The organism is Planctomycetota bacterium (assembly GCA_035574235.1).
Taxonomy (GTDB): Bacteria; Planctomycetota; MHYJ01; order MHYJ01; family JACPRB01; genus DATLZA01.
On record DATLZA010000091.1, the window covers coordinates 1 to 21,226 of the forward strand.

15 protein-coding genes and 2 riboswitches are annotated in these 21,226 nt (G+C 69.6%); of the genes, 5 read left to right on the forward strand and 10 right to left on the reverse strand.

Going from position 1 to position 21,226, the window contains the following annotated elements:
* The 9 genes from VNO22_07750 to VNO22_07790 all read right to left on the reverse strand — a co-directional run.
* Positions 1-762: ABC transporter ATP-binding protein (locus tag VNO22_07750; GenBank protein HXG61250.1), on the reverse strand; the 762-nt coding region annotated here is incomplete at its 3' end.
* Positions 763-765: 3 nt separating this feature from the next.
* A complete protein-coding gene (locus VNO22_07755; protein HXG61251.1) occupies positions 766-2,757 on the reverse strand; it encodes a TonB-dependent receptor in 1,992 nt (663 codons plus the stop codon).
* On the reverse strand, positions 2,754-3,959 hold the full coding sequence (locus tag VNO22_07760) for a cobyrinate a,c-diamide synthase (GenBank protein HXG61252.1): 1,206 nt from the start codon (positions 3,957-3,959) through the stop codon (positions 2,754-2,756). The genes VNO22_07755 and VNO22_07760 overlap by 4 nt, the downstream gene beginning before the upstream one ends.
* Positions 3,956-5,323 carry a cobyric acid synthase gene (locus tag VNO22_07765; protein ID HXG61253.1) on the reverse strand — a complete coding sequence of 456 codons (1,368 nt, stop codon included), beginning with the start codon at positions 5,321-5,323 and terminating at the stop codon, positions 3,956-3,958. The genes VNO22_07760 and VNO22_07765 overlap by 4 nt, the downstream gene beginning before the upstream one ends.
* 87 nt (positions 5,324-5,410) lie before the next feature.
* A riboswitch (cobalamin riboswitch) is annotated at positions 5,411-5,586 on the reverse strand.
* Positions 5,587-5,605: 19 nt separating this feature from the next.
* Positions 5,606-7,861, reverse strand: coding sequence for a 5-methyltetrahydropteroyltriglutamate--homocysteine S-methyltransferase (gene metE, locus VNO22_07770; GenBank protein HXG61254.1), 2,256 nt, complete (start codon positions 7,859-7,861; stop codon positions 5,606-5,608).
* Between the two features lie 15 nt (positions 7,862-7,876).
* On the reverse strand, positions 7,877-8,875 hold the full coding sequence (locus VNO22_07775) for a ribonucleotide-diphosphate reductase subunit beta (protein HXG61255.1): 999 nt from the start codon (positions 8,873-8,875) through the stop codon (positions 7,877-7,879).
* Between the two features lie 22 nt (positions 8,876-8,897).
* Positions 8,898-11,237 (reverse strand): ribonucleoside-diphosphate reductase subunit alpha, encoded by a 2,340-nt coding sequence (locus tag VNO22_07780; GenBank protein ID HXG61256.1) that lies wholly within the window; start codon positions 11,235-11,237, stop codon positions 8,898-8,900.
* 226 nt (positions 11,238-11,463) lie between these two features.
* Positions 11,464-11,690, reverse strand: a riboswitch (cobalamin riboswitch).
* A gap of 77 nt (positions 11,691-11,767) precedes the next feature.
* Positions 11,768-12,952, reverse strand: coding sequence for a LamG-like jellyroll fold domain-containing protein (locus VNO22_07785; protein HXG61257.1), 1,185 nt, complete (start codon positions 12,950-12,952; stop codon positions 11,768-11,770).
* Positions 12,953-13,059: 107 nt separating this feature from the next.
* Positions 13,060-14,325: an anion transporter gene (locus VNO22_07790; GenBank protein HXG61258.1), complete on the reverse strand. Its 1,266-nt coding sequence runs from the start codon at positions 14,323-14,325 to the stop codon at positions 13,060-13,062.
* Between the two features lie 89 nt (positions 14,326-14,414).
* Between VNO22_07790 and bamD the strand changes: the two genes are divergently transcribed.
* From bamD to ftsH, 3 genes are all read left to right on the forward strand, one after another.
* A complete protein-coding gene (bamD, locus tag VNO22_07795; protein HXG61259.1) occupies positions 14,415-15,437 on the forward strand; it encodes an outer membrane protein assembly factor BamD in 1,023 nt (340 codons plus the stop codon).
* A complete protein-coding gene (locus VNO22_07800) occupies positions 15,434-15,901 on the forward strand; it encodes a DUF4136 domain-containing protein (GenBank protein HXG61260.1) in 468 nt (155 codons plus the stop codon). The genes bamD and VNO22_07800 overlap by 4 nt, the downstream gene beginning before the upstream one ends.
* A gap of 144 nt (positions 15,902-16,045) precedes the next feature.
* Positions 16,046-18,064, forward strand: a complete 2,019-nt coding sequence (gene ftsH, locus VNO22_07805; GenBank protein ID HXG61261.1) for an ATP-dependent zinc metalloprotease FtsH — start codon at positions 16,046-16,048, stop codon at positions 18,062-18,064.
* 12 nt (positions 18,065-18,076) lie between these two features.
* Here ftsH and VNO22_07810 read toward each other — a convergent pair whose 3' ends face one another.
* Positions 18,077-19,159, reverse strand: a complete 1,083-nt coding sequence (locus VNO22_07810; protein ID HXG61262.1) for a hypothetical protein — start codon at positions 19,157-19,159, stop codon at positions 18,077-18,079.
* Between the two features lie 149 nt (positions 19,160-19,308).
* Between VNO22_07810 and folP the strand changes: the two genes are divergently transcribed.
* Complete coding sequence (gene folP, locus VNO22_07815) at positions 19,309-20,328, forward strand: dihydropteroate synthase (GenBank protein ID HXG61263.1); 1,020 nt, start codon at positions 19,309-19,311, stop codon at positions 20,326-20,328.
* The gene (gene cdaA / locus VNO22_07820) at positions 20,325-21,221 is read left to right on the forward strand and encodes a diadenylate cyclase CdaA (protein HXG61264.1); all 897 of its coding nucleotides are present in this window, start codon (positions 20,325-20,327) and stop codon (positions 21,219-21,221) included. Before folP ends, cdaA begins: the two co-directional genes overlap by 4 nt.
* Positions 21,222-21,226 lie beyond the last annotated feature (5 nt).

Sequence of the window (21,226 nt, forward strand, 5' to 3'; positions counted from 1 at the left end):
CACCAGCGGTCCCCCCGTGTCCGGATGCCGCCGCACCCCGAGCTCCGGCCCGAAGACCTCCCGAAGCGTCTCCTCGACCAGCACCTCCCCCGGCCGGCCCGCCGCCGCCACGCGCCCCGCCCGGAGCAGCACCATCCAGTCCGCGCACGCCGCCGCCAGATTCAGATCGTGAAACGTCGCCGCCACGGCCGTTCCCCGCTCCCGCCGCAGTTCCCCCACGATCCGCAGCATCCGCGCCTGATACGCCGCGTCCAGATGCGCCGTGGGCTCGTCCAGAATCAGGATGCGCGGCTCCTGCGCGAACGCCCGCGCCAGAAGCACCCGCTGGCGCTCCCCGCCCGAAACCTCCCGGACCGGCCGATCCCGCAGCTCCCACGTCCCCGTGCGTTCCATCGCCTCCCGCGCCGCCCGCCGATCCTCCGGCCCCTCGGAGCCGAACCGGCCGAGATAGGGCGAACGCCCCATGAGAACGATCTCGCCGCACGTGAACTCGAACTCCAGCGGCGCCTCCTGCGGAACCACGCCGATCGCCCGGGCGCTCTCCCGCGCGGAAACCTCCCCGTAGAGATCCCGCCCCGAAAGAAACGCCCGCCCCAGCCTCGGCCGCAGGACCCGGCTCATCGCCCGAAGAAGCGTGGATTTGCCCGACCCGTTCGGGCCGGCCACCGCGACGAGCTCCCCCGGCGCCACCCGCAGCGTCACCCCCGAGAGGGCGTCCGCCGCGCCGTATCCGCAGGAGATCCCCTCGACCTCCAGAATCATGGCTTAAAACCGGACCTCGCCGCCGGCCACCCAGCTGCGCTCCGGCGCGGGATTGAACCGGCCGTTCGTGCCCCCGGAATCGAAATACTCCCGGTCCGCCGCGTTATAGACCGCCACGTACGCCGTCAGCGCCTTCCACGTGTAGGCGAGCTTGGCGTCGAGCACCCAGTAGGAATCGAGCTTCTCGAACGTGTTTTCGAAGTCGTTCACCAGATACCGGTCCCCCACGTAGCGGCCGCCGACGGTCAACCGCGCGCCGAGGAACCGCACCGTTCCCCCCACCGTGCCCATCAACCGCGGCGTCACCGGATGCTGCTTGCCTTCCTGCGCGGGATTGTCCGCGTCCGTCACGATCGCCCGCGTGTACGTGTGCGTGGCGAAAAGCTCCAGCGCCTCCCACGGCGTGAACCGAAGTTCCGTCTCCAGCCCCTGATGCACCACTTCGTCGAAGTTGACGTTATACCCCGGAAACGGGCCGAACGGCGTATCGACGACGAACGTCGGGTCGAAATAGATCTCGTCCTTCACCTCCATGCGGAAGGCCGAGACCGAAGCGAACCCCCAGCGCCCCGACGCGAACCGCACCCCCGTCTCGTACGAGTGCGAACGCTCCGGATCCAGCCGCGGGTTCGTGGCCATGAAGCCCACGAGCTGGTCGCGCGTCGGATACTTGAACGTCCGCCCCCAGGCCGCATAGAAGGAGACCTCCTCGACCGCCCGGAAGGTCACCCCGGCATGCGGACTGAGCTGATCGAACGCCCGCTGCTCGTCGAGCGATTCGCCCGAACTCGGGTCCAGATCCCGGTCCAGATCCAGAAGCGCCCGGTCGTACCGGAGGCTCGCCGTCAGAAGAAGCGCCTTCCAGGGCCGCACCTCGACGTGCTCGTAGGCCCCCAGGAGCCGCCGCCGATACTCGCTCTCGTCGAAAGGCGAGCCGGGACTCCCCGAATCGGCGTCCGCCCGTTCGTAGGAAAGATCCACTCCCGACGTGAAGATCGAGCCCCCCAGGAGCGCGGGCGAAACCACGTGCTTGAGCTGCAGCAGGCTGATGTCCGAGGCGTCCTCGATGAGGAAGAATCCCCCGAAGTCCGCCTCCCCGTCGCTGCGCGTGTGGTTGAGGAAAAGGCTCACCTCCCCGAGCTCCCCGAGCGCCTGGGTCAGTCCCGTGTCGAGATAGCTCTCCTGCCGCGCGGCCGTCCCGGGAAACCCGGCGGGCGACGACGCGCGCCGGCCGAGCGATTCGATTTCCGCCTTGGAGAGGGATCCGGGCCGCTCGCGATCGTCGTTGTGGTGCCCCACCTTGACGAAGCCGCGCAGGGCCTCCGCCAGCGGCGCCTCCACCCGCGCGGTGACGTTCTCGCCCTGATAGGCGCTGTTGTCCCGGTAGCCGTCCGTCGTTTCGAGCCCCGCGTAGAGATCGAACAGCGCCTCGCCGTGCCGGCCGCCCACGTTGGCGGAAGCGCGGAACGTGTTCCAGGCTCCTCCCTCTCCCGCCAGATGGCTGAACGCGCCCGGCCCGCCTTTCTTCGTAATGATGTTCACCACGCCCGCCAGCGCCCCGTCCCCATAAAGCGCCGCCGCGGGACCCCGCACGATCTCGATCCGCTCGATGTTCTCCAGCGGAATCGACGCCCAGTCCGTCGAGGTCCCCGTCACGCTGTTGGTCTTGCGGCCGTCCACGAGAACCAGCGTCCGCTGCCCGGTGCCCGTGCCGTTGTTGAATCCCCGGATGTCCAGGACGGCGTCGTACGCCCCCTTGTTGGGGCTCTGCGTGAAAAAGGCCGGCGTGCGCTCGAGCACCTCGCGGATGTTGGCCGCGCCGCTCTCCTCGATCTGCCGGCCGGTGACCACGGTGACCCCGGACGGCACGTCCAGAATGTCGCTCTCCCGGCGCTGGCCGATGATGACGACCTCCCGTTCCGGCGGCCGCGGCGCCTCGGGCTTCGGCGGTTCCTGCTCCTGCGCCAGAAGAAGGGCCAGAAGAAACGCGCTCATGAAAGGTTCCCTCCCCATCGACGGGCGCTTTCGACGAACCGCTCGGCGCACTCCGGCGCCCCGGCGAAGTGCACGTGCACGTAGGACGCGTGAAGATTTCCGCGGGCATAGCCTTCGAGACGGGCGCCGATCCTCCAGGCGGCCGGGCCGCGCCGCCCCCGCCAGCGGGACTGGTGATATTCATGGCCGCGCACCCGCCGCCCCCGGGGCGCCAGCAGCGTGTCCCGCGCGGCCTCCGCCTCCGCGTAGCCGAAGTTCCAGAGGCGGTCCGTCATCTCGATCCGCCCCGGCAGAAGCCCCTGCCCCACGAGGTACATGAGCCCCCCGCACTCCGCGTAGACGGGCATCCCCGCCCGGACGGCCTCCCGCAACCGCCGGTGCGGGCGCGCGCGGTACAGTTCCGGATACCCGCCCGGCAGGTACAGCGCCTGCGCGCGGCGGGGAAACTCCCCCCGCAGAGGACTGAAGAAGTCCAGCCGCGCCCCCCGCGCCTCCAGAATCTCGAGGTTCTCGGGATAAAGGAAAACGAACGCCTCGTCCCGCCCCACCCCCACGACCGCCGGAGCCCCGCGCGCCGCGGGGACGCGCTCCCGGGACGGCCGCATCCGCCGGCGCCCCAGACGAAGGAGTGCGTCGAGATCCGCCTCGATCTCGATCCTCGGCATCTTCGTCCTCTCCTCCAGGGCCAGACCCAGGTGACGCTCCGGCAGCCGGAACGCCGGATCATTCCGCACCCAGCCCAGAACCGGCGCCCGCGTGGCCTTGCGGCAAAGCTCGTAATGACCCGGCCCGCCCACGCGGTTGAAGATCACCGCGTCCGGCCGGAAGCCCCGCACGAGCGCCCCCGCCGAGGCGCCCATCGCCCACACGTCCACGACGAGCACCACCGGCAACCTCAGCCGACGGGCCACGGCGTCGGTCGGCCCGTCGTAAAGCCCCATGGCCCCTTCGACGATCGCCACCTCCGCCCCCGCCGCGCGCCGCTCGAAGGTTTCGCGCACGTCCCCCATGAGCCACGGATCCAGGACGTACGACGGACGCCCCGCCGCCGCCTCGTGGAAGAGCGGATCGATGTAATCCGGACCCGCCTTGAAGGGCTGCACCGAGTACCCGCGCCGGCGGAAGGCCTGGATGAGCCCCAGCGTCACCGTGGTCTTGCCCACCCCGCTCGCCGGTCCGGCCACCACGAAGGCGCTCGTCACAGGAGCCTCCAGATCCGCCCGAGGTCCAGGTTCGCCTCCACCGCGTCGGCCAGCCGGTCGAGTTCGCGGTCCAGGTCCCGCTCCGGGCGCGCCCGCCGCGGCGGCCAGCCGCGGCGCGCGCGAAGCGCGTTGAGGAACGCCCGCCGGAACCCCGGCCGGTCGAAGACGCCGTGAAGATAGGTCCCCCACCCGCGATCGGTGACGATCCCCTCGGGCCGTCCCCCGATCCTCGCGAACGGACGGCGCCCCGGCCCGAAGCGGGTCCGGCCGTGATGCACCTCGTATCCTTCGAGCGGCTCGCCCGTCTCGACATGCCGGCCCCGCGCCCGGACGGTGCGCTTGCGGCGCGAAAAGACCGTCTCCGCGTCGAAGATTCCGAATCCCTCCGCCCGACCGGAAGCCTCGACGCCGTCCTCGATCCGGCGCCCGAGGATCTGCAGGCCGCCGCAGATCCCGACCACGACGGGCGCCCGCCGCGCCGCTTCCTCGAACCCCCGGGCGCGCGCCCAGGCGAGGTCCGCGAGCGTCGCGCGCGTGCCGGGGAAGACGAGCGCGTCGCAGGGAACCGGGCGGTCCGCGTAGACGAGCTCCACGTCCGGCTCGCGCTGGAGGGGCTCGAAGTCCGTCGAATTCGAAAGGTGCGGCAGGCGCACGACCGCCACGCGCAGGCGGCGGCCGGAGACGCGCGCCTCGCGGGGGGTGTCCTCCTCGTCGAGCGACAGTTCCATCCACGGCAGGACGCCGGCCACGGGGACGCCCGTGCGGCGCTCGAGGTCGCGCACGGCCGGCGCGAGCGCCCGGCGCGAGCCGCGGAACTTGTTGATGACGAAGGCGGCGGGCCGGACGTCCGGCGGAAGAAGCGCGAAGGTCCCCAGGAGCGCCGCGAAGACTCCGCCGCGCTCGATGTCCCCCACGAGGAGAACGCGCGCCTTCGCCTCGCGGGCCATGCGGAGGTTGGCGATGTCCCGGCCCATGAGATTGGGCTCCGCCGGCGACCCCATCCCTTCGAGGACGACGACGTCGAACTCGCGCGCAAGCGTCTTCCAGGCGCGCCGCACGGCGGGCCAGACGTCCCGCCGCCCGGAAGGGCGTCCCCAGACGACCGCGTGGCACCGTCCCGCGCCGGGCTTGAGCAGCACGGGGTTCATCTCGACGCGCGGCTCCAGGCCCGCGGCGCGCGCCTGAAGCGCCTGGGCCCGGCCGATCTCGCGGCCGTCGGGCGTGACCGCGGAATTAAGCGACATGTTGACGGCCTTGAAGGGGGCCACGCGCACCCCCCGGCGCCGGAGGATCCGGCAGAGGGCCGCCACGAGCGTGGTCTTCCCCACGCCGCTGGCGGTTCCCTGCACCATGATCGCGGGCATGAAAAAACCGGGTCCAGTTTCCGAGCGGGGGAAACTGCACCCGGTTTTTCTTCGTTCCCCGGCCGACGGGCGGCCCTCGCGCGGGGCTCCGTCTATGTCCGCACAGGCAGGTCTTCTGGCTCCTGGATCGACTCCTCCCGGGCCTTCCCGCATGCGCAGTGGCCCGGGCCGACGGCATTCCAGTTACAGCGGCGGGACCGCCCCCGGCTTTCACGGGGTTCCCTATTAAGCCCGAAACGGGCGCCTGTGCCGTTCCCTATCATAGGCCCGGCCCGCGCCGGGTCAACCCTTTCGAACCCGCCGCGCCGCCTCCACCATCGCCCGCAGGGCCGGCTCCGCCTCTTCCCACCGCCGCGTCTTGAGCCCGCAATCCGGATTCACCCAGAGCCGGCCGGCCTCCACGAACTCCAGCGCCTTGCGGATCCGCGCCTCGATCTCCCCGGCCGGGGGAACCCGCGGCGAATGAACATCGTACACCCCCGGACCCACCCCGTTGGGGTAACGGAACTCGCGGAACGCCGAAAGAAGCTCCATCCCCGACCGGGAACACTCGATCGAAAGAACGTCCGCGTCCATCTCCGCCACCGCCGGCAGAATCTCCCGGAAATCGGCGTAGCACATGTGCGTGTGGATCTGGGTTTCGTCCCGGACTCCCCCCGAGACGATCCGGAAGGCCTCGACCGCCCAGCGCAGATACTCCGGCCGCTCGGCCGCCCGCAGAGGCAGCCCCTCCCTCAACGCGGGTTCGTCGATCTGAACGGCGCGGATCCCCGCGGCCTCGAGCTCCAGCACTTCCTCCCGCAGCGCATGGGCGATCTCGAAGGCGATCTCCCGCCGCGGCCGGTCCTCCCGGACGAACGACCATTGAAGGATCGTCACCGGCCCCGTCAGCATTCCTTTCACCGGACGGGCGGAGCGCGACTGCGCGTACTCGGCCCATTCGACCGTCATCGGCCCCTTGCGGCGCACGGGCCCATGCAGAATCGGCGGCTTCACGACGCGCGATCCGTAGCTCTGAACCCACCCGTGCTCGGTCACCGCGAAGCCCTCGAGCCGCTCGGCGAAATACTCGACCATGTCTCCCCGCTCGAACTCCCCGTGAACCAGAAGATCCAGGCCGATCTCCTCCTGAAGCCGGATCGCGCGGTCGATGCGCTCCCGGAGGAATTTCCGGTACCGTTCGGCCGACCACCGTCCCGACCGGAACGCCGCCCGGGCGGCTCGGACGTCCGGCGTCTGCGGAAGGGACCCGATCGTGGTCGTGGGCAGCTCCGGAAGACCGAGGGCGCGCGCCTGAAGGGGGCGCCGGACGGAATAGGGCGAATTCCGGCGCGTCCGGACTCCGGCGGGCGGCGGGGCCGGCGCGGGACGGCCGAGCGCTTCCCTCGCGCGCGCCGCCTGCTCGAGCTCCGCGCGGACCGCCTGCGGACCCTCGTTGAGGGCCCGCGCCAGAAGGGACACTTCTTCCAGCTTCTCCTGCGCGAAGGCGAGCGCGCGCCGCAGTTCCGGCGGCAGCCCCCGCTCCCGGGCGGCCTCCAGCGGCACATGCATCAGACTGCACGACGGCGCCACCTGAAGGCTGTCCGATCCGCGTTTCTCTCGAGCCAGGGTCAGAACCACCTGGGCGCGCAGAAGGTCCGTCCGCCAGATGTTCCGGCCGTCCACCAGACCGAGCGACAGAACCCGTCCCGGCGGCGCCTCCGCGAGGATCTGGTCGATCTCCTCCGCGCCGCGCACCAGGTCGACGTGCCACCCGGCCACCGGCAGTTCCAGCGCCGGCCCGAGGTTCTCGCCGAGCCTTCCGAAATACGACGCCAGAAGGATCTTGAGCCGGCCGGACACGCCCGCCAGGCGCCCGTACGCCCGACGCAGCGCTTCGGCGCGGCCCGGCTCGGCGTCCAGAACCAGGCACGGCTCATCCATTTGAACCCACTCGGCTCCCGCGTCGGCCAGCCGCGCCAGGACGTCCTCGTAGACGTCCAGCAGGCCGTCCAGGCGTTCCCACCGACCCGGCCCCCCTCCCGGAACTTCCTTGCCCAGCCGCAGAAACGTGACCGGGCCGAGAAGAACCGGCCGCGTGCGGATTCCCATCGAGAGCGCTTCCAGAAATTCGTCCACGGGCTTGACCGATCCGAGCCGGAAGCGCAGATCCGGCTCGAATTCCGGCACGAGGTAGTGATAGTTCGTGTCGAACCACTTGGTCATTTCGAGCGGCGCCGGCGCCCCCGGGCCGCCGCGGGCCATCGCGAAATAGGTTTCGAGACCGATCCGCCCCCCCTCTCCTCCTCCGAACCGCCGGGGGATCGCCCCCACCAGCGCGGCCGTGTCGAGGACGTGGTCGTACAGCGAAAAGTCGTTCGACGGGACGACCTCGATCCCGGCCCGGAGCTGAGTCTCCCACCGGGAGCGCCGAAGGGCGCGGGCGGTCCGCAGGAGATCCTCCGCCCGCGACGCGCCCGACCAGAAATCCTCGAGCGCCTTCTTGAGTTCCCTTCGAGGCCCGAGACGCGGAAAACCGAGATTGGCGGCGCGGATCATGGCGAAATCTCCCGATCAGAACGATTCGTCCAGCGACACGGACCCGGCGACGCCGACCTGGTAGGCCGAAACGCGCCGCTCGAAAAAGTTGGTCACCTCCGGGGCGTCCTGAAGTTCGATGAACGGAAAGGGGTTCCTCGAGCCGTACCGCGGCGGCAGGCCGCACTGAACGAGCCGGCGGTCCGCCACGTACTCGAGATAGCGCCGCAGGTCGGACTCCGAAAGGCCCGCGACTCCGCCCCCGAGGAGATCCCGGGCGAACTGCGTTTCGGCGTCCACGGCTTCCTCGAGCATCCGGACGACCTCGCCCGGCATGGCCCCGTCGAAAAGCCCGGGCTCCTCCCGCCGCACCGTGTCGGCGACGGCGAACGCGAAATCGACGTGGAGGCTTTCGTCCCGGAAAACCCAGTTCGTCCCCGCGGCCAGGCCGTGCAGCAGTCCTTTGGAACGCAGGAACCACACGTACGCGAAGGCCGCGAAGAAGAAGAGCCCTTCGACCGCCCCCGCGAACGTCAGCAGATTGAGCAGGAACTTCCGGCGATCCTCGCGCGTCCGGAGGACCTCCAGGGCGTAGATCGAATCCATCCACCGGCGGCAGAATTCCGCCTTGCGCCGGATGGAGGGAACGGTTTCGACCGCCGCGAAGGCGGCATGGCGCTCGTCCGGATGCGGGATGTAGGCGTCCAGGAGCGTCAGGTAGAACTGCACGTGGAGCGCCTCCTCGAAGATCTGGCGCGAAAGAAAAAGCCGCGCTTCCGGCGCGTTGACGTGCCGGTAAAGGTTGAGCGCCACGTTGTGGGCCACGAGGGTGTCTCCCGTGGCGAAGAAGGCGACCAGCCGGCGGATGAGGTGCCGCTCGGGTCCCGTGAGGCGCGCGCGGAGATCCTCGACGTCGGTGGCGAAATCCACTTCTTCCACCGTCCAGGTGTTCCGGATCGCCTTCCGGTACATGTCGTAGAACAGCGGGTACTTCATGGGGCGCAGGGTCAGCTCCAGTCCGGGATCCAAAAGCATCGGCGCACGCTCCTTTCTCGGCTCACTGGCAGGCTTCGCACGACTCGGGGTTTTCGAGGGAACAGGAGACGGCCCCGGATCCCCCCGGAGCGCCCGGCACCGTGGCCTTGGCGATGCGGGTAGCCGGCCGGGACCGCAGGTAGTAGGTGGTCTTGAGGCCCTTCTTCCAGGCGTAGAAGTACATCGACGAGAGCTTCCCGATCGTCGGGGTTTCGACGAAGAGATTCAGCGACTGGCTCTGGTCCACGAACGGCGCCCGGTCGGCCGCCATGTCCAGAAGCGATTTCATGGGGATCTCCCAGGCCGTCCGGAACCGGCGGCGGATCTCCGGGGGAATCTCGGAGATCTCCTGAACGGAGCCGTCGGCCGCCTTCAGCCGGGCGCGGATCTCCTCGGTCCAGAGGCCCCGCTCGCGGAGCTCTTCGACGAGGTATCGATTCACCTGGAGGAAGTCGCCGGAAAGCGTCTCCCGTTTGAAGAGGTTGGACGCCTGGGGTTCGATGCACTCGCCGACCCCGGCGATCGAGCCGAGCGTGGCCGTGGGGGCGATGGCCACGAGGAGCGAATTCCGCAGCCCGTGCGCCCGGATGCGGGCCCGAAGCTCCTCCCAGCGGGCGGGTTCCTCGGGAGCGACGCCCCAGAGATCGAACTGGAGGATTCCCTGCGCGGCGCGGGTTTCCGGAAAAGCGGGGTGCGGGCCGCGCTCTCGGGCCAGGGCGCAGGAGGCGTCGAGCGCCGCATAGTAGATTTCCTCCTGGATGCGCCGGGACAGGCGGCGCGCCTCGGGGTCGTCGAAGGCCAGTTTCAGGCGGAAGAAGACGTCCTGGAGGCCCATGATCCCCAGCCCCACCGGGCGCCACCGGGCGTTGGCCCGCGCCGCCGAAGGGATGGGATAGAAGGTGCGGTCGATCACGCGGTCGAGCTGCCGGACCGCCCGGCGGACGGTGCGCCCGAGCCGTTCGAAGTCGAAGCCTCCGCCGGCGACGTGCCGCGCGAGGTTGACGGACCCGAGGTTGCAGACGGCGGTTTCCTCGGCGGAAGTGACCTCGAGAATCTCCGTGCAGAGGTTGGAAAGATGGACGACCGCCCCGGGCCGGCCGGTCTGGTTGCACTTGGCGTTGGCGGCGTCCTTGAAGCAGATCCATCCGTTGCCGGTTTCCGCGAGCGTGCGCATCATGCGGGCGTAGAGGTCGCGCGCCCGGAGGGCGCGGGCGGCCAGGCCGCGCGCCTCGGCCTCCTCGTACGCCGCTTCGAACTCCGCACCCCAGAGGTCCGGCAGGTGCGGCACGCGCTTGGGGTCGAAGAGGGACCAGGAGCCGTCGGCCTCGACGCGCTTCATGAAAAGGTCCGGGACCCACAAGGCCAGGTTGATCGTCCGCGCGCGCCGCCCCTCGTCGCCCGTCGAATCGCGGAGTTCCAGGAATTCCTCGATGTCCGCGTGCCAGGGCTCCAGATAGACGCAGCAGGCGCCCTTGCGCTTGCCGCCCTGGTTGACGGCCGCGACGGAGGCGTCGAGCGTCTTGAGGAAGGGGACGATGCCGTTGGAGACGCCGTTGGTCCCGCGGATGAGGGACCCGCGGGAGCGGACGCGGTGAAAGGCGAGGCCGACGCCGCCGGCGTGCTTGGAGAGAAGCGCCACGTCCGTGTAGGCGCGGTAGATGGATTCCAGATCGTCCTGGGGGGAATCGAGAAGGAAGCAGGAGGAGAGCTGCTCGCGGCGCGTGCCGGCGTTGAAGAGCGTGGGCGAGCTGGGCAGGTAGTCGAGGGAGGAGAAAAGATCGTAAAGGTCGATCGCCTCGGCCGGCGAGTCGGCCAGGGCGCACGCCACGCGCAGGAAGAGGTACTGGGGCGTCTCGAGGACCCGGCGGGTTTCGGGGTGGCGCAGGAGGTAGCGGTCGGCGAGGGTCCGCAGACCGAAGTACTCCAGAAGATCGGTGCGGGCCGGATCCACGGCGTCGTTGAGTTTGCGGGCGTAGCCGGCGACGAAGTCGGCCAGGCGGTCGTGGACGAGGCCCGCGCGGTGGGCGGCGGCCACGGACTGGGAGAAGGAGTGAATCTCCTGGCCGGTCACCTCCTTGTCCACGTAGACCGCCAGGAGGCGCGCGGCCAGGCGGCCGTATTCGGGTTCCTCGACCACCAGCGAGGCGGCCGTTCGGATGGAAAGCTCGTCGAGTTCCCGCGTGGTGGCTCCATCGTAGAGACCGCTGATCGTCTGGGTGGCCACGCGGAGCGGGTCCACGCGGACGAGGCCGCCGCAGGATCGGGCGACCGCGCGGACGATTTTCGTGACGTCGACGGGTTCCAGGGAGCCGTTGCGCTTGCGCACGCGCATGCGGGGAGCGGCGGTGTCCACGGCGGACATGCGGGGGCCTCCTCTCGGCGGCCGTCACGGGATCCGGCGGACGCGCGGCGGCGGGGCTCCCGAAAAGGCGCGCGGGCGGCGCGACCCGACCGGGGCCCCGTTCCCTCGAACGAAGCCACGAGCCTGCGGGGGAAGAGAAAGGGTCCCGTGACGGCGGCGACGCCGCGCGCCGATCTCCTCCCCTCGGAGGTCTCGGTCCGACCCGCCTCCGCCTTCCCGTCGCGGGAAGGGGCGCGGGGGAACCGGCAGGTCTTCGGACTCGCAGGCGCGCGCCCCACCGGGGGACGTCTTCCTACCGGCCGCCGCTTCCCGGCCCCCGAGGAGGGGCCAGTGCTTCGAGGCGGCTTTCGTTCCTGCTCACCGCTGCGGGGCAGTCCCGGATTCGCACCGGGTTCCCTCTTCGTCCCGGCCGCGTTCGCGCGGCGGCCGGGAACCGGCTCCGGCTTCTATATACAGCGTGATTCGTGGAGTGTCAATACAATATATGGGGGATCCGAACCCGTTCTCCGGCCCCCCTTCGGAGCCGGGGTCTATCGCCGGCGAAGGAGCGCGAAGAGGATGCCGGCCGCGCCGAGAAGGGCCGCGGCGCCCGCCCCCGGAACCCCACGCGCGGTTCCGCAGCTGCACCGCGAGTCGACCAGGCCTTCTTCGTGGTCGTTGGTGCGGGGCGGCGGAAGCTGGGGCGTCGCCGACTGCTCGTTGGAATTCGCGCTTTCCCCTCCCACGTTGGTCGCGCGCACGACGTAGTAGTAAGTCGTTCCCAGGGTGACGCTCGTGTCGGTGTACGTCGTTCCGGACAGGTTCGAGGCGAGCGTCGTGTACGGACCCCCTGAAACGGTCGATCTTAAAACACTGTAGACGATCGGCGTCGCCGGGGTGGTCGTCACGGCCGCCCAGTTCAGGTCCACGCGGGGGGCGCCCGTCACGGGGTCCGTCGCGCCCACGGCCGACGAGAGGCTGGGCGCCGGCGGGGGGCCGTTCCCGCGCGCCAGGTAATCCACCTCGGATCCCGACAGGAGACGGTCGTAAAACCGCACGTCGTCGAGCAGTCCCACGAACGACTGATTCGCGTCGTATCCCCCGTCCACGCTGTCCTGTTCCTCGCCGAGCACCAGACCGTTGGGGTCGACCGCGATGGCGCCGAAGTTTATGCTGAGCGAACCCCGGTTGACGCCGTCCGTGTAGACCGTCACCAGATTGGCGGCGTCGTCGCGGACGACGGCCACATGGTGCCACGCGTTATCGGAAATCGAGGGCACGGTAAGGTCCGCCGTGGCGCCGTTCTCATGATGACGGTACGTGGTGTTGTTGACGAAAAACAGAAGAAAGGAGTTGCTCTGCGCCGCGGTGGCGCCGCTGACGATGGCCTGGTTTCCCGTCTTCGACGTCTTCATCCACCAGGCGACCGTCAGGTTCGTCCGCCCGTTCACCAGCGAGTGGGGCAGCGACACCCGGTCGAGGCTGTTGGTGAAGCCCAGGCTGGCGGCGTTGGAGAAAAGAAGCGGCGCCTTGTCCGTGGTGTTCGGAGCGGGATTGCTCACATGGGTGCCGTCGAAGGTCCCCACGGCGTCGTCGACCGTGCCGACGCTCGTCTCGTCCAGCCGATAGTAGGCGACGAGGTTGGGCGCCGCGAACGACTGGAGAGCCGCCGGCGCGGTCCCCGACAGGAGCGCGATCGCCACGAGACCGGAAAGCCGGACCGTCCTTGGGATCATGGTTCGACCCCTCCCGTCCCGCCCCGGTGAATGAGATCTCCCCGTTCACTATTGTATCCTCCCGAGGCCTTCGGCGCGGGACTTTCGGCGGTTCCGGGCCCCGCCCCTCAGAGCGCGCCCGCGCGGCGCAGGAGCCACAGGATTCCGAAACCCGCGGCGGTCGTCGCCAGGGTGACCGGCGCCCCGGCGCGAAGGTACGTCCAGAAGCCGATCGGCGCCCGCTCGCGCGAAAGCTCGAGAACGATCATGTTGGCCACCGAGCCCACGATCGTGAGGTTCCCCGCGAACGTCGAGGCCATCGCGATCACAAGCCACGCGTAGTCCCCGGACGCCCATCCCTGAGCCACGAGCACGAAGGGAACGTTCGAAACAAGGTTCGAAAGAACGACCGTGAAGGCGCACAGCACCGCTCCCCCTTCGTCGAAAAGGGGCGCCGCCCGGCGGTGCATCTCCGGCAGGATCCCCACCGTGTGGACGCCGGCGATCACCACGAAGAGCCCCGCGAAGAAGACCAGAAGCGTCCAGTCCACCTGCTGGAAGGCCGCGGCCGGACGGTAGCGGCCCACCAGAATGACGGCGGCCGCCCCCGCCATCGCCACCAGCGGCAGCTTGTGTCCCTCCCCGAGCGCCGGCACCCAGCGCTCGACGGGCAGGAGGAATCCCGCGGTCATGAGCGCCAGAACGCCCAGCACGCGGCGGATGACCGCCCCGTGCACGCGCGGAAGCGCCAGCGCCCCCGGGTCGAACGTCCCTTGGAGTTCCCTCCGGTAGAGCCACCGCAGGATCGCCCAGTCGAGCCAAAGCCCCACCGCCCCCACCGGCAGCATGAAAAGAAGAAAGCGCCCGTAGGAGATTCCGGAAAACATCCCCACGAGCATGTTCTGCGGATTGCCCGTCAGCGTCATGACGCTGCCGATATTGGCCGAGGTCACCAGCGCCACCAGGTACGGCACCGGGTTCCGCCGCGCCTTCACGAGCGCCCCCAGAACGATCGGCGTGAAAAGAAGGCAGATCGTGTCGTTGACGAAAAGCGCCGACAGCAGGCCCGACGTCGGAACCAGAAGCGCCAGGAGTTTCGCGGGCGTCCCCGCCCGGAGAAGGATCCACGTCGAGACGTATTCGAAAAACCGCGCGGACTTGAGGTAGGCGACCACGATCATCATCCCGAAGAGAAGCGCGATCGTCTCCCAGTTGATCGCCTCCCGGACGGCCCGCGAAAAGGGGACGATTCCGAAAAGGACCATGAGGAGCCCTCCGGCCAGCGCCGCGGAGGGCCGGTCGAGGTTCAGGAAGCGGATCTTCTGGAGGGAAATCAGGACATAGGTGGCCGCGAAGACGGCCAGCGCCGCCGCGGTCGTCGCGTCCCATCGCATAAGAGGCTCCCGGATCGGAAAGAGTATACCGGCCGCTTCCCGGCGGGGGTATCGACTTCCCCCCGGCGCCCTGCTAGAATCCGCCCTGTATGCGCGCCGCGATCCTTGCCGCCGCCGCGCTCCTTTCGGGCGAAGGCTGGGAGTACCGCCCGGGGATCGGGTTCGTGAACCTCTCCACCATGGAGAAAAAATCCCCGGCGGAATTCCTCGACCACGCCCGGACCCGCCGCCGCGCAGGGGAACACGACGCGGCGCTCGAGGCCTTCTCCCTCCTGGCCGCCCACGCCCCGGAGGCCGCGCACCGCGAGGCCGCCCACTTCGAGCGCGCGGACACCTTTTTCGAGGCCGGCCGGTTCTACGAGGCCTACCAGGACGCCGAGGCGTTCCTGTCCCGGTACCCTCAGTCGGACCGCGCCGCCGCCGCCAAGCGCCTGGAGATGTCGGCCGCCCTCGAAATGGCCCGGCGGGGCCACAAGGAGCGCGTCCTCGGCCTGCCCCTCATCTCCACGTCCCGCACCGGCATCGAATGCCTCCGAGAGGCGCTGCGGCGCTACCCCCGCGAGGAGTTCACCGCCGACTTCATCCAGAAGCTCGGCATGTTCTACTACGACCGCGGCGACTACGACGCGGCCGAACAGGAGTTCTCCACGATCGTCGGAAATCCCGAACGGGGCATCCCGGCGGAGTACCCGGACTCCCCCGAAGCGGTCCTGGCGCTCTACATGCTCGGGCGCACCTCCGAGCAGCGCTTCCAGGGGATCGCCCGCGACATCCGCCCCCTCCGCGAGGCGCGGCGCCACTACGAGCGCTTCCTCGAAGAGGCCGACCGGCTCCGGCGCCTCCCCGAGCCCGCCGCGCGCTGGGTGGACGGGCTTCTCGGCCCCGTCCGCGAGCGCCTGACGGAGGTCTATTCCCGCATGCTCGAAAAGCAGCTCCGGACGGCCGAATACTATGACTGGAAGGGATTCCCCCGGTCCGCCGCCATCTACTACCGTTCGATCCTCAAGGACGAGGCGTCCTTCCGGCGGGTGCTCAAGGACTTTCCCGAGACGACCGCCGCCCGCCAAGCCCGGGAGTTCCTGCGGCAGCTCGCCGCGGACGCGCCGAAGTGAAACCGCTGCCGGCGCTCGTCCCGGTCGCCCTCCTGGCCGCCTGCAGCGTCGGCGGACTCTACGAAGACTACCCCGAGGTCCGCGTCGACATCTTCGACAACGTCAGCGAGCGCCGCACCCACGAGTTCGACTTCACCGACGCGGTGGTTCAGGAAATGGCCTCCCGGGGAATCCGCGTTAATAAGAGAAACGCGCCGTATACGCTCAAGGGACGGATCCTGGATCTGCGGACCCCCTCGGTCGTCGACCAGGCCCGGACGGACGTGGTCCTCGTCGGTTCCCTGAAGCTCCATATGGAAATCTGGCTCGTGGACAACCGCACGGGCGCCACGGTCTGGAAAGACGATCGCGTCGAGGCGGTCACCTTTTCCACCGCCCGCGGAGAATCGTTTCAGAGCGCCCGGCAGGAGATGATCGACCGCGTCGCCCGCTGGGTGGTCACGCACTTCGAAAAGGAGTGGTAGCCGCCCCGCCGGATCGTGTAGGATGTAAGATGCGAATCGCGAATCACGAGGAGCGGGGATCTCCGCCCAAACCCTCCCGGAGGGAGGAGATGCCCCGCCGTGGGTAACTCGTTCCCCGAAGCGGTGACGGGATAGGATTTCAGGATGGACTTCGACGAAGAATCCCCCCGCCGGGAGGAATCCCGGCCCCGCAAACCCCGCGGGTTCCTGTTCTTCCTGGTGCTCATCTTCCTGGCCGTGATGATGTTCGTCTGGGGCCGCACGGCCATCGGCGGCGCCGGGAAGGTCGCCGAAGTCTCCATCGAGGAGTACGTCGAGCTCAAGGAAAACGGAAAGGTCCGCAGCGTCCGCATCGTCGGCGACGACCTCGAGGCCGAGATGCACAGCGGCTACATGCGGGCCGGCCGCCCCCACCGCCGCGTCCACGCCAAGATCCCGCCGGGCTATCTGGGCGACTACCAGGGCTACCGCCGCCTCACCGAGGGACTGCCCGCGCAGAACGTCGAGTACGACCCGCCCAACATCTTCTTCCAGCAGGTGCTCCTCCCGCTGATCCCGTGGTTCCTCATCATTCTGCTCGTCTGGTACTTCTTCTTCCGCCAGATCCGCGCCACGGGAGGCCCGGGCAACATCCTCTCCTTCGGCAAGAGCCGCGCCCGCTTCATCACCGCGGACAAGGTCAAGACCACCTTCGCCGACGTCGCCGGCATCGAGGAAGCCAAGGAGGAAGTCGCCGAAATCGTCGAGTTCCTCAAGAACCCCCAGAAATTCGCGCGCCTGGGAGGCCGCATCCCGCGGGGCATCCTCCTCGTGGGCCCGCCCGGCACGGGAAAGACCCTCCTGGCCAAGGCCATCGCCGGCGAGGCCGGCGTCCCCTTCCTCTCCATCTCCGGCAGCGACTTCGTCGAGATGTTCGTGGGCGTGGGCGCCTCGCGCGTCCGCGACCTCTTCCGGCAGGCCAAGGAAAACTCCCCCTGCATCATCTTCCTCGACGAGATCGACGCCGTGGGACGCCGCCGGGGCACCGGCCTGGGCGGCGGCCACGACGAGCGCGAGCAGACCCTCAACCAGATTCTGGTCGAAATGGACGGCTTCGACACCGACGAGGGCATCATCGTCATGGCGGCCACCAACCGCCCGGACGTCCTGGACCCGGCGCTCCTGCGCCCGGGGCGCTTCGACCGGCAGGTCGTCATCGATCTTCCGGACGTCAAGGGGCGCGAGGAGATCCTGCGCATCCACGCCCGCAAGGTGAAACTCGCCCGGGACGTGGACCTCAAGGTCGTGGCCCGCGCCACCCCCATGTTCTCCGGCGCGGATCTGGCCAGCCTCATCAACGAGGCGGCCATCATCGCCACGATGAAGAAAAAGGACGCCGTGGAGATGAGCGACCTCGAGGAAGCCCGCGACAAGGTCCTCTGGGGCCGCCAGAAGAAATCCCGCGTCGTCGTCGAGGAGGAAAAGCGCATCGCCGCGTACCACGAGGCGGGCCACGCGCTCGTGGCGTCGTCGCTGCCGGAGTGCGATCCCGTCCACAAGGTCACCATCATCCCGCGCGGCCGCGCCGGCGGGGCCACGATGTCGCTCCCCGAGCGCGACCGGTACATGCTCTCCCGCAAGTACTGCCAGGCGCAGCTGGCGGTCCTCTTCGGCGGCCGCGTGGCGGAGGAGCTTTTCTTCCCCGACATCTCCTCCGGCGCCCAGGACGACATCCGCAAGGCCACGGATCTGGCCCGCCGCATGGTCTGCGAGTTCGGCATGAGCGAGAAGCTCGGCCCGGTCTCCTACTTCGAGGAGGAGGAACACCTCTTCCTGGGCCGCGAGATCGCCCGCACCCGCAACCACAGCGAGGAAACCGCCCGCGCCATCGACGCTGAAGTCCGCCGGTTCATCGACGAGGCCTACGCCCGCGCCCGCGAGATCATCAGCGCGCGCCGCGACCGCCTGGAGGCCGTCGCCCAATCCCTGCTCAAGTACGAGACCCTCACGGGCGACGAGATCCGCTCGATCCTCAAGGGCGAGTCGATCGACGCGTGGAAGGAGCAGGAGCGCGCCGAGGAACTGGCCCGCCAGGAACGCGCCCGCGCGGAAGAGCGCGCCGCCCGGCGCGAAGAAGGCTGGCGCGCCGGCCAGGAGCCGCTCCCCGGCCCCCAGCAGGCCTGAGGGACGGAACCTTCAGGGCTTCTTCAGGCTTTCGAGGAGACGCCGCGCCTCGTCGGATTCCGGGAGCTTCGGGAACTCCGCCAGGAGCGACTCCAGCACCTCCCGCGCCTGGTCCTTCCTGCCGCTGCGCAGATACGTCTGCGCCGTCTTGATCTGCGCGCGGGCGTAGGCGCGGTTGACCTCCTCGTCGCTCAGCCGGTCCGCGTCCGCCCCCAGAGACCCGCGCGGGGCGGCGGGAGGCTTCGGAGCCCCGACGGACGGAACCCCGCGCGCGCGGGCCCATTCCTCCTTGGCCCCCGCCAGCTCCTTCTTCCAGTCCTCCGGCACCTCCCCGGCCCCCTTCCAGGACACCGCGCCGCGCGCGAACTTCTCCATCCGCGCCAGCGCCTCTCCCTCGGGCGCGGCCGCCATTCCGAGAAGAGTCTCCCCGTCCATCACGAACCGGGCGGTGCGCCCTTCGCCGGCGACCAGCCCCTCCGCCCGCTCGATCGTCCCGGGAACCGTGACGGAAACGGCGTACCGGAAGTCCTGGAGCATGGGGCGAAGAAGCTCCGTCGCCGCCCGGATCTGATCGGCCTCCGCGTTCGACCGCGCCCGGGCGGCCGCGGCCCGGAATTCCCCGAGCTTGTCCACCCCCTTGGGCCGCTCGGCCGTGAGCGTTCCGCCGTCCGGCCGGCGCTCGTATCGGAAGGAAACCGTTTTCGGCCGCGCCGACGGTCCCTCCTGCGCGGGGGAAGCTCCGTCGTAAAGGACGACGCGATTGATGTCTTCGAAGTATCCGACAAAGGAGAAATGAATCCAGTCCGCATCTTCCCGCCGCGGGCGGATCCGCCAGGCGACGATCCCGTCCGCCATCCGGGCCAGCCGCTCCGGACGGTCGAATCCCTCGAGCGCGTCGGGCTGAAGCGCCGGCTCCTCTCCCGTCCGGGCGGCGGCCTCCACCATCTTGAAGAGCGACTTCTTGATGGACATCGTGAAGTCGATCTTCCCCGAGCCGTCGGGATAAAGCGTCGTCTTCTCCTCGCCCTGAAAGCAGCCGGCTCCGAGCCCGACAAGAAGGGCGCACCCCGCCGCCAAGCTCCATCGACGAAACATGAGGAACCCTCCCCGAATTCCGAGGTCGCGCGCCCGCCCGCGCTCCGTGCGGACAAGTCGACTCTACCCTTATGTACCCCACAATTCCCAAGACCGGGCCTCTCCGCCGGAACCTTGACGGCGCCCCAGCGGCCGCCCATGCTATGGCCATGCCCGCCGACCTTGAGGAGCGCCTGAATCCGCGCATCGTCCCCGGCCCCCGCGGACCGGTCGTCGCCCTCGAGCGCCTGACCCCGCGCGAACGCGCCCTCCTCGGCGGCGACCGCCTCCGACCCGACGAAGCCCCCCCCGGCCCCCTCGGCGACCTCGTCCGGGAAACCTGGAGGCTCTGGACCTCCCGCGAGATCCGCGTGCCGCTCCCCCGCGGGGAACTCGCCTTCGGACGGCGGACCCTCGTCATGGGCATCCTCAACGTCACCCCCGACTCCTTCTCGGACGGCGGACGCTTCTTCGACCTCCCCCGCGCCCTCGAGCATGCCCGCGCCATGGTCCGCGACGGCGCCGACATCATCGACGTCGGCGGAGAATCCACCCGCCCCGGCGCGCGCCCCGTCCCGGCCGCCGAAGAACGCCGCCGCGTGCTCCCCGTCGTCGAACGCCTGGCCGCCGAGGGAATCACGGTTTCGGTCGACACCTCCAAGGCCGCCGTGGCCGCCCCCGCCTTCCGCGCCGGCGCCGCCATTCTCAACGACGTCCGCGCCCTCCGCGGAGATCCGCGCCTGGCCCGGGAGGCCGCCCGCGCCGGAGCCGCCGTGATCCTCATGCACATGAAAGGCTCCCCCCGCACGATGCAGAAGAACCCCCGCTACGGCGACGTCGTGGCCGAGATCCTCCGGTTTCTCCGCCGCGCCCTGAAAAACGCGTTGAGCGCCGGAATCGAGCGTGATAAAATCCTCGTGGACCCGGGGATCGGTTTCGGAAAGCGGCCCGAGCACAACGTGGAGATCCTGCGGCGCCTGGAAGAGCTCCGCAGCCTCGGCCGCCCGCTGGTGGTCGGAACCTCGCGCAAGAGCTTCATCGGCCACTATCTGGGCCGCCCGCCGGACGAGCGCCTCCACGGCACCGCCGCGACCGTGTCCGTTTCCATCCTCCGCGGCGCCGACGTCGTCCGCGTCCACGACGTCCGCGCGATGTCCGACGTGGCCCGTATGACCGACCTTCTGAGATGATCGAGGAGTTCAAGAACCCCCGCGCCTGGATCGAGATCGCGCTCCTGGCGGTCACCTTCTACTTCATTCTCAACTTCATCCGGGGCACGCGCGGCGCCGGCATCCTCAAAGGCATCGTCTTCCTCTTCAGCGTCGCGTTCCTGGGCCTCATGTACGTGGCCGACCGCCTGGAACTGGAACGGATCCGCGACATGCTGCGCTGGGTCCTGTCGGGCTCGGCGCTGGCCATCATCATCCTGTTCGCCCCGGAGCTCCGGCGCGGCCTCTCCCACCTGGCCCAGTCGCCCCTCCTCTCGCCGCTTTTGCGCGGACCTTCGAGCAAGGTCGTCGACGAGCTCGTCGACGCCGCCGTGAAGCTCTCCAAGAACCGCATCGGCGCCCTCGTGGCCATCGAACGCGACGTAGGCCTGGGCGAATACGTCGAAAACGGCACCCGCCTGGACGCCCAGCTGACGAGCGAGCTTCTCGAAACCATCTTCTACCCCGGCTCGGCCCTTCACGACGGCGCCGTCATCGTTCAGCATGACCGCGTCGCCGCCGCGGGATGCCTCCTCCCCCTCACCGACGACATGACCCTCTCCAAGTCCCTGGGCACCCGCCACCGCGCGGCCCTCGGGATCTCCGAGGAAACCGACGCCGTCGCGCTCGTGGTCTCCGAGGAGACCGGCAGGATCTCCCTCGCCGTCAACGGGAAGCTCCTGACGGACCTCACGCGCGAATCCCTCGAGCGCCTTCTGAACGACTTCCTGGCGCGCGCCGACCGCGCGACCCTGCCGTTCCGGCGGACCCCCTCCGATAACGGCGGCGCTCCCGCCCCCGGCCCGGCCGAAGCCCGCGGCGCGGAGCTCTCCGCCGGAAAAACCGAATCGCCCCCCGCGCCCGGAAAGACGTAGGAGAG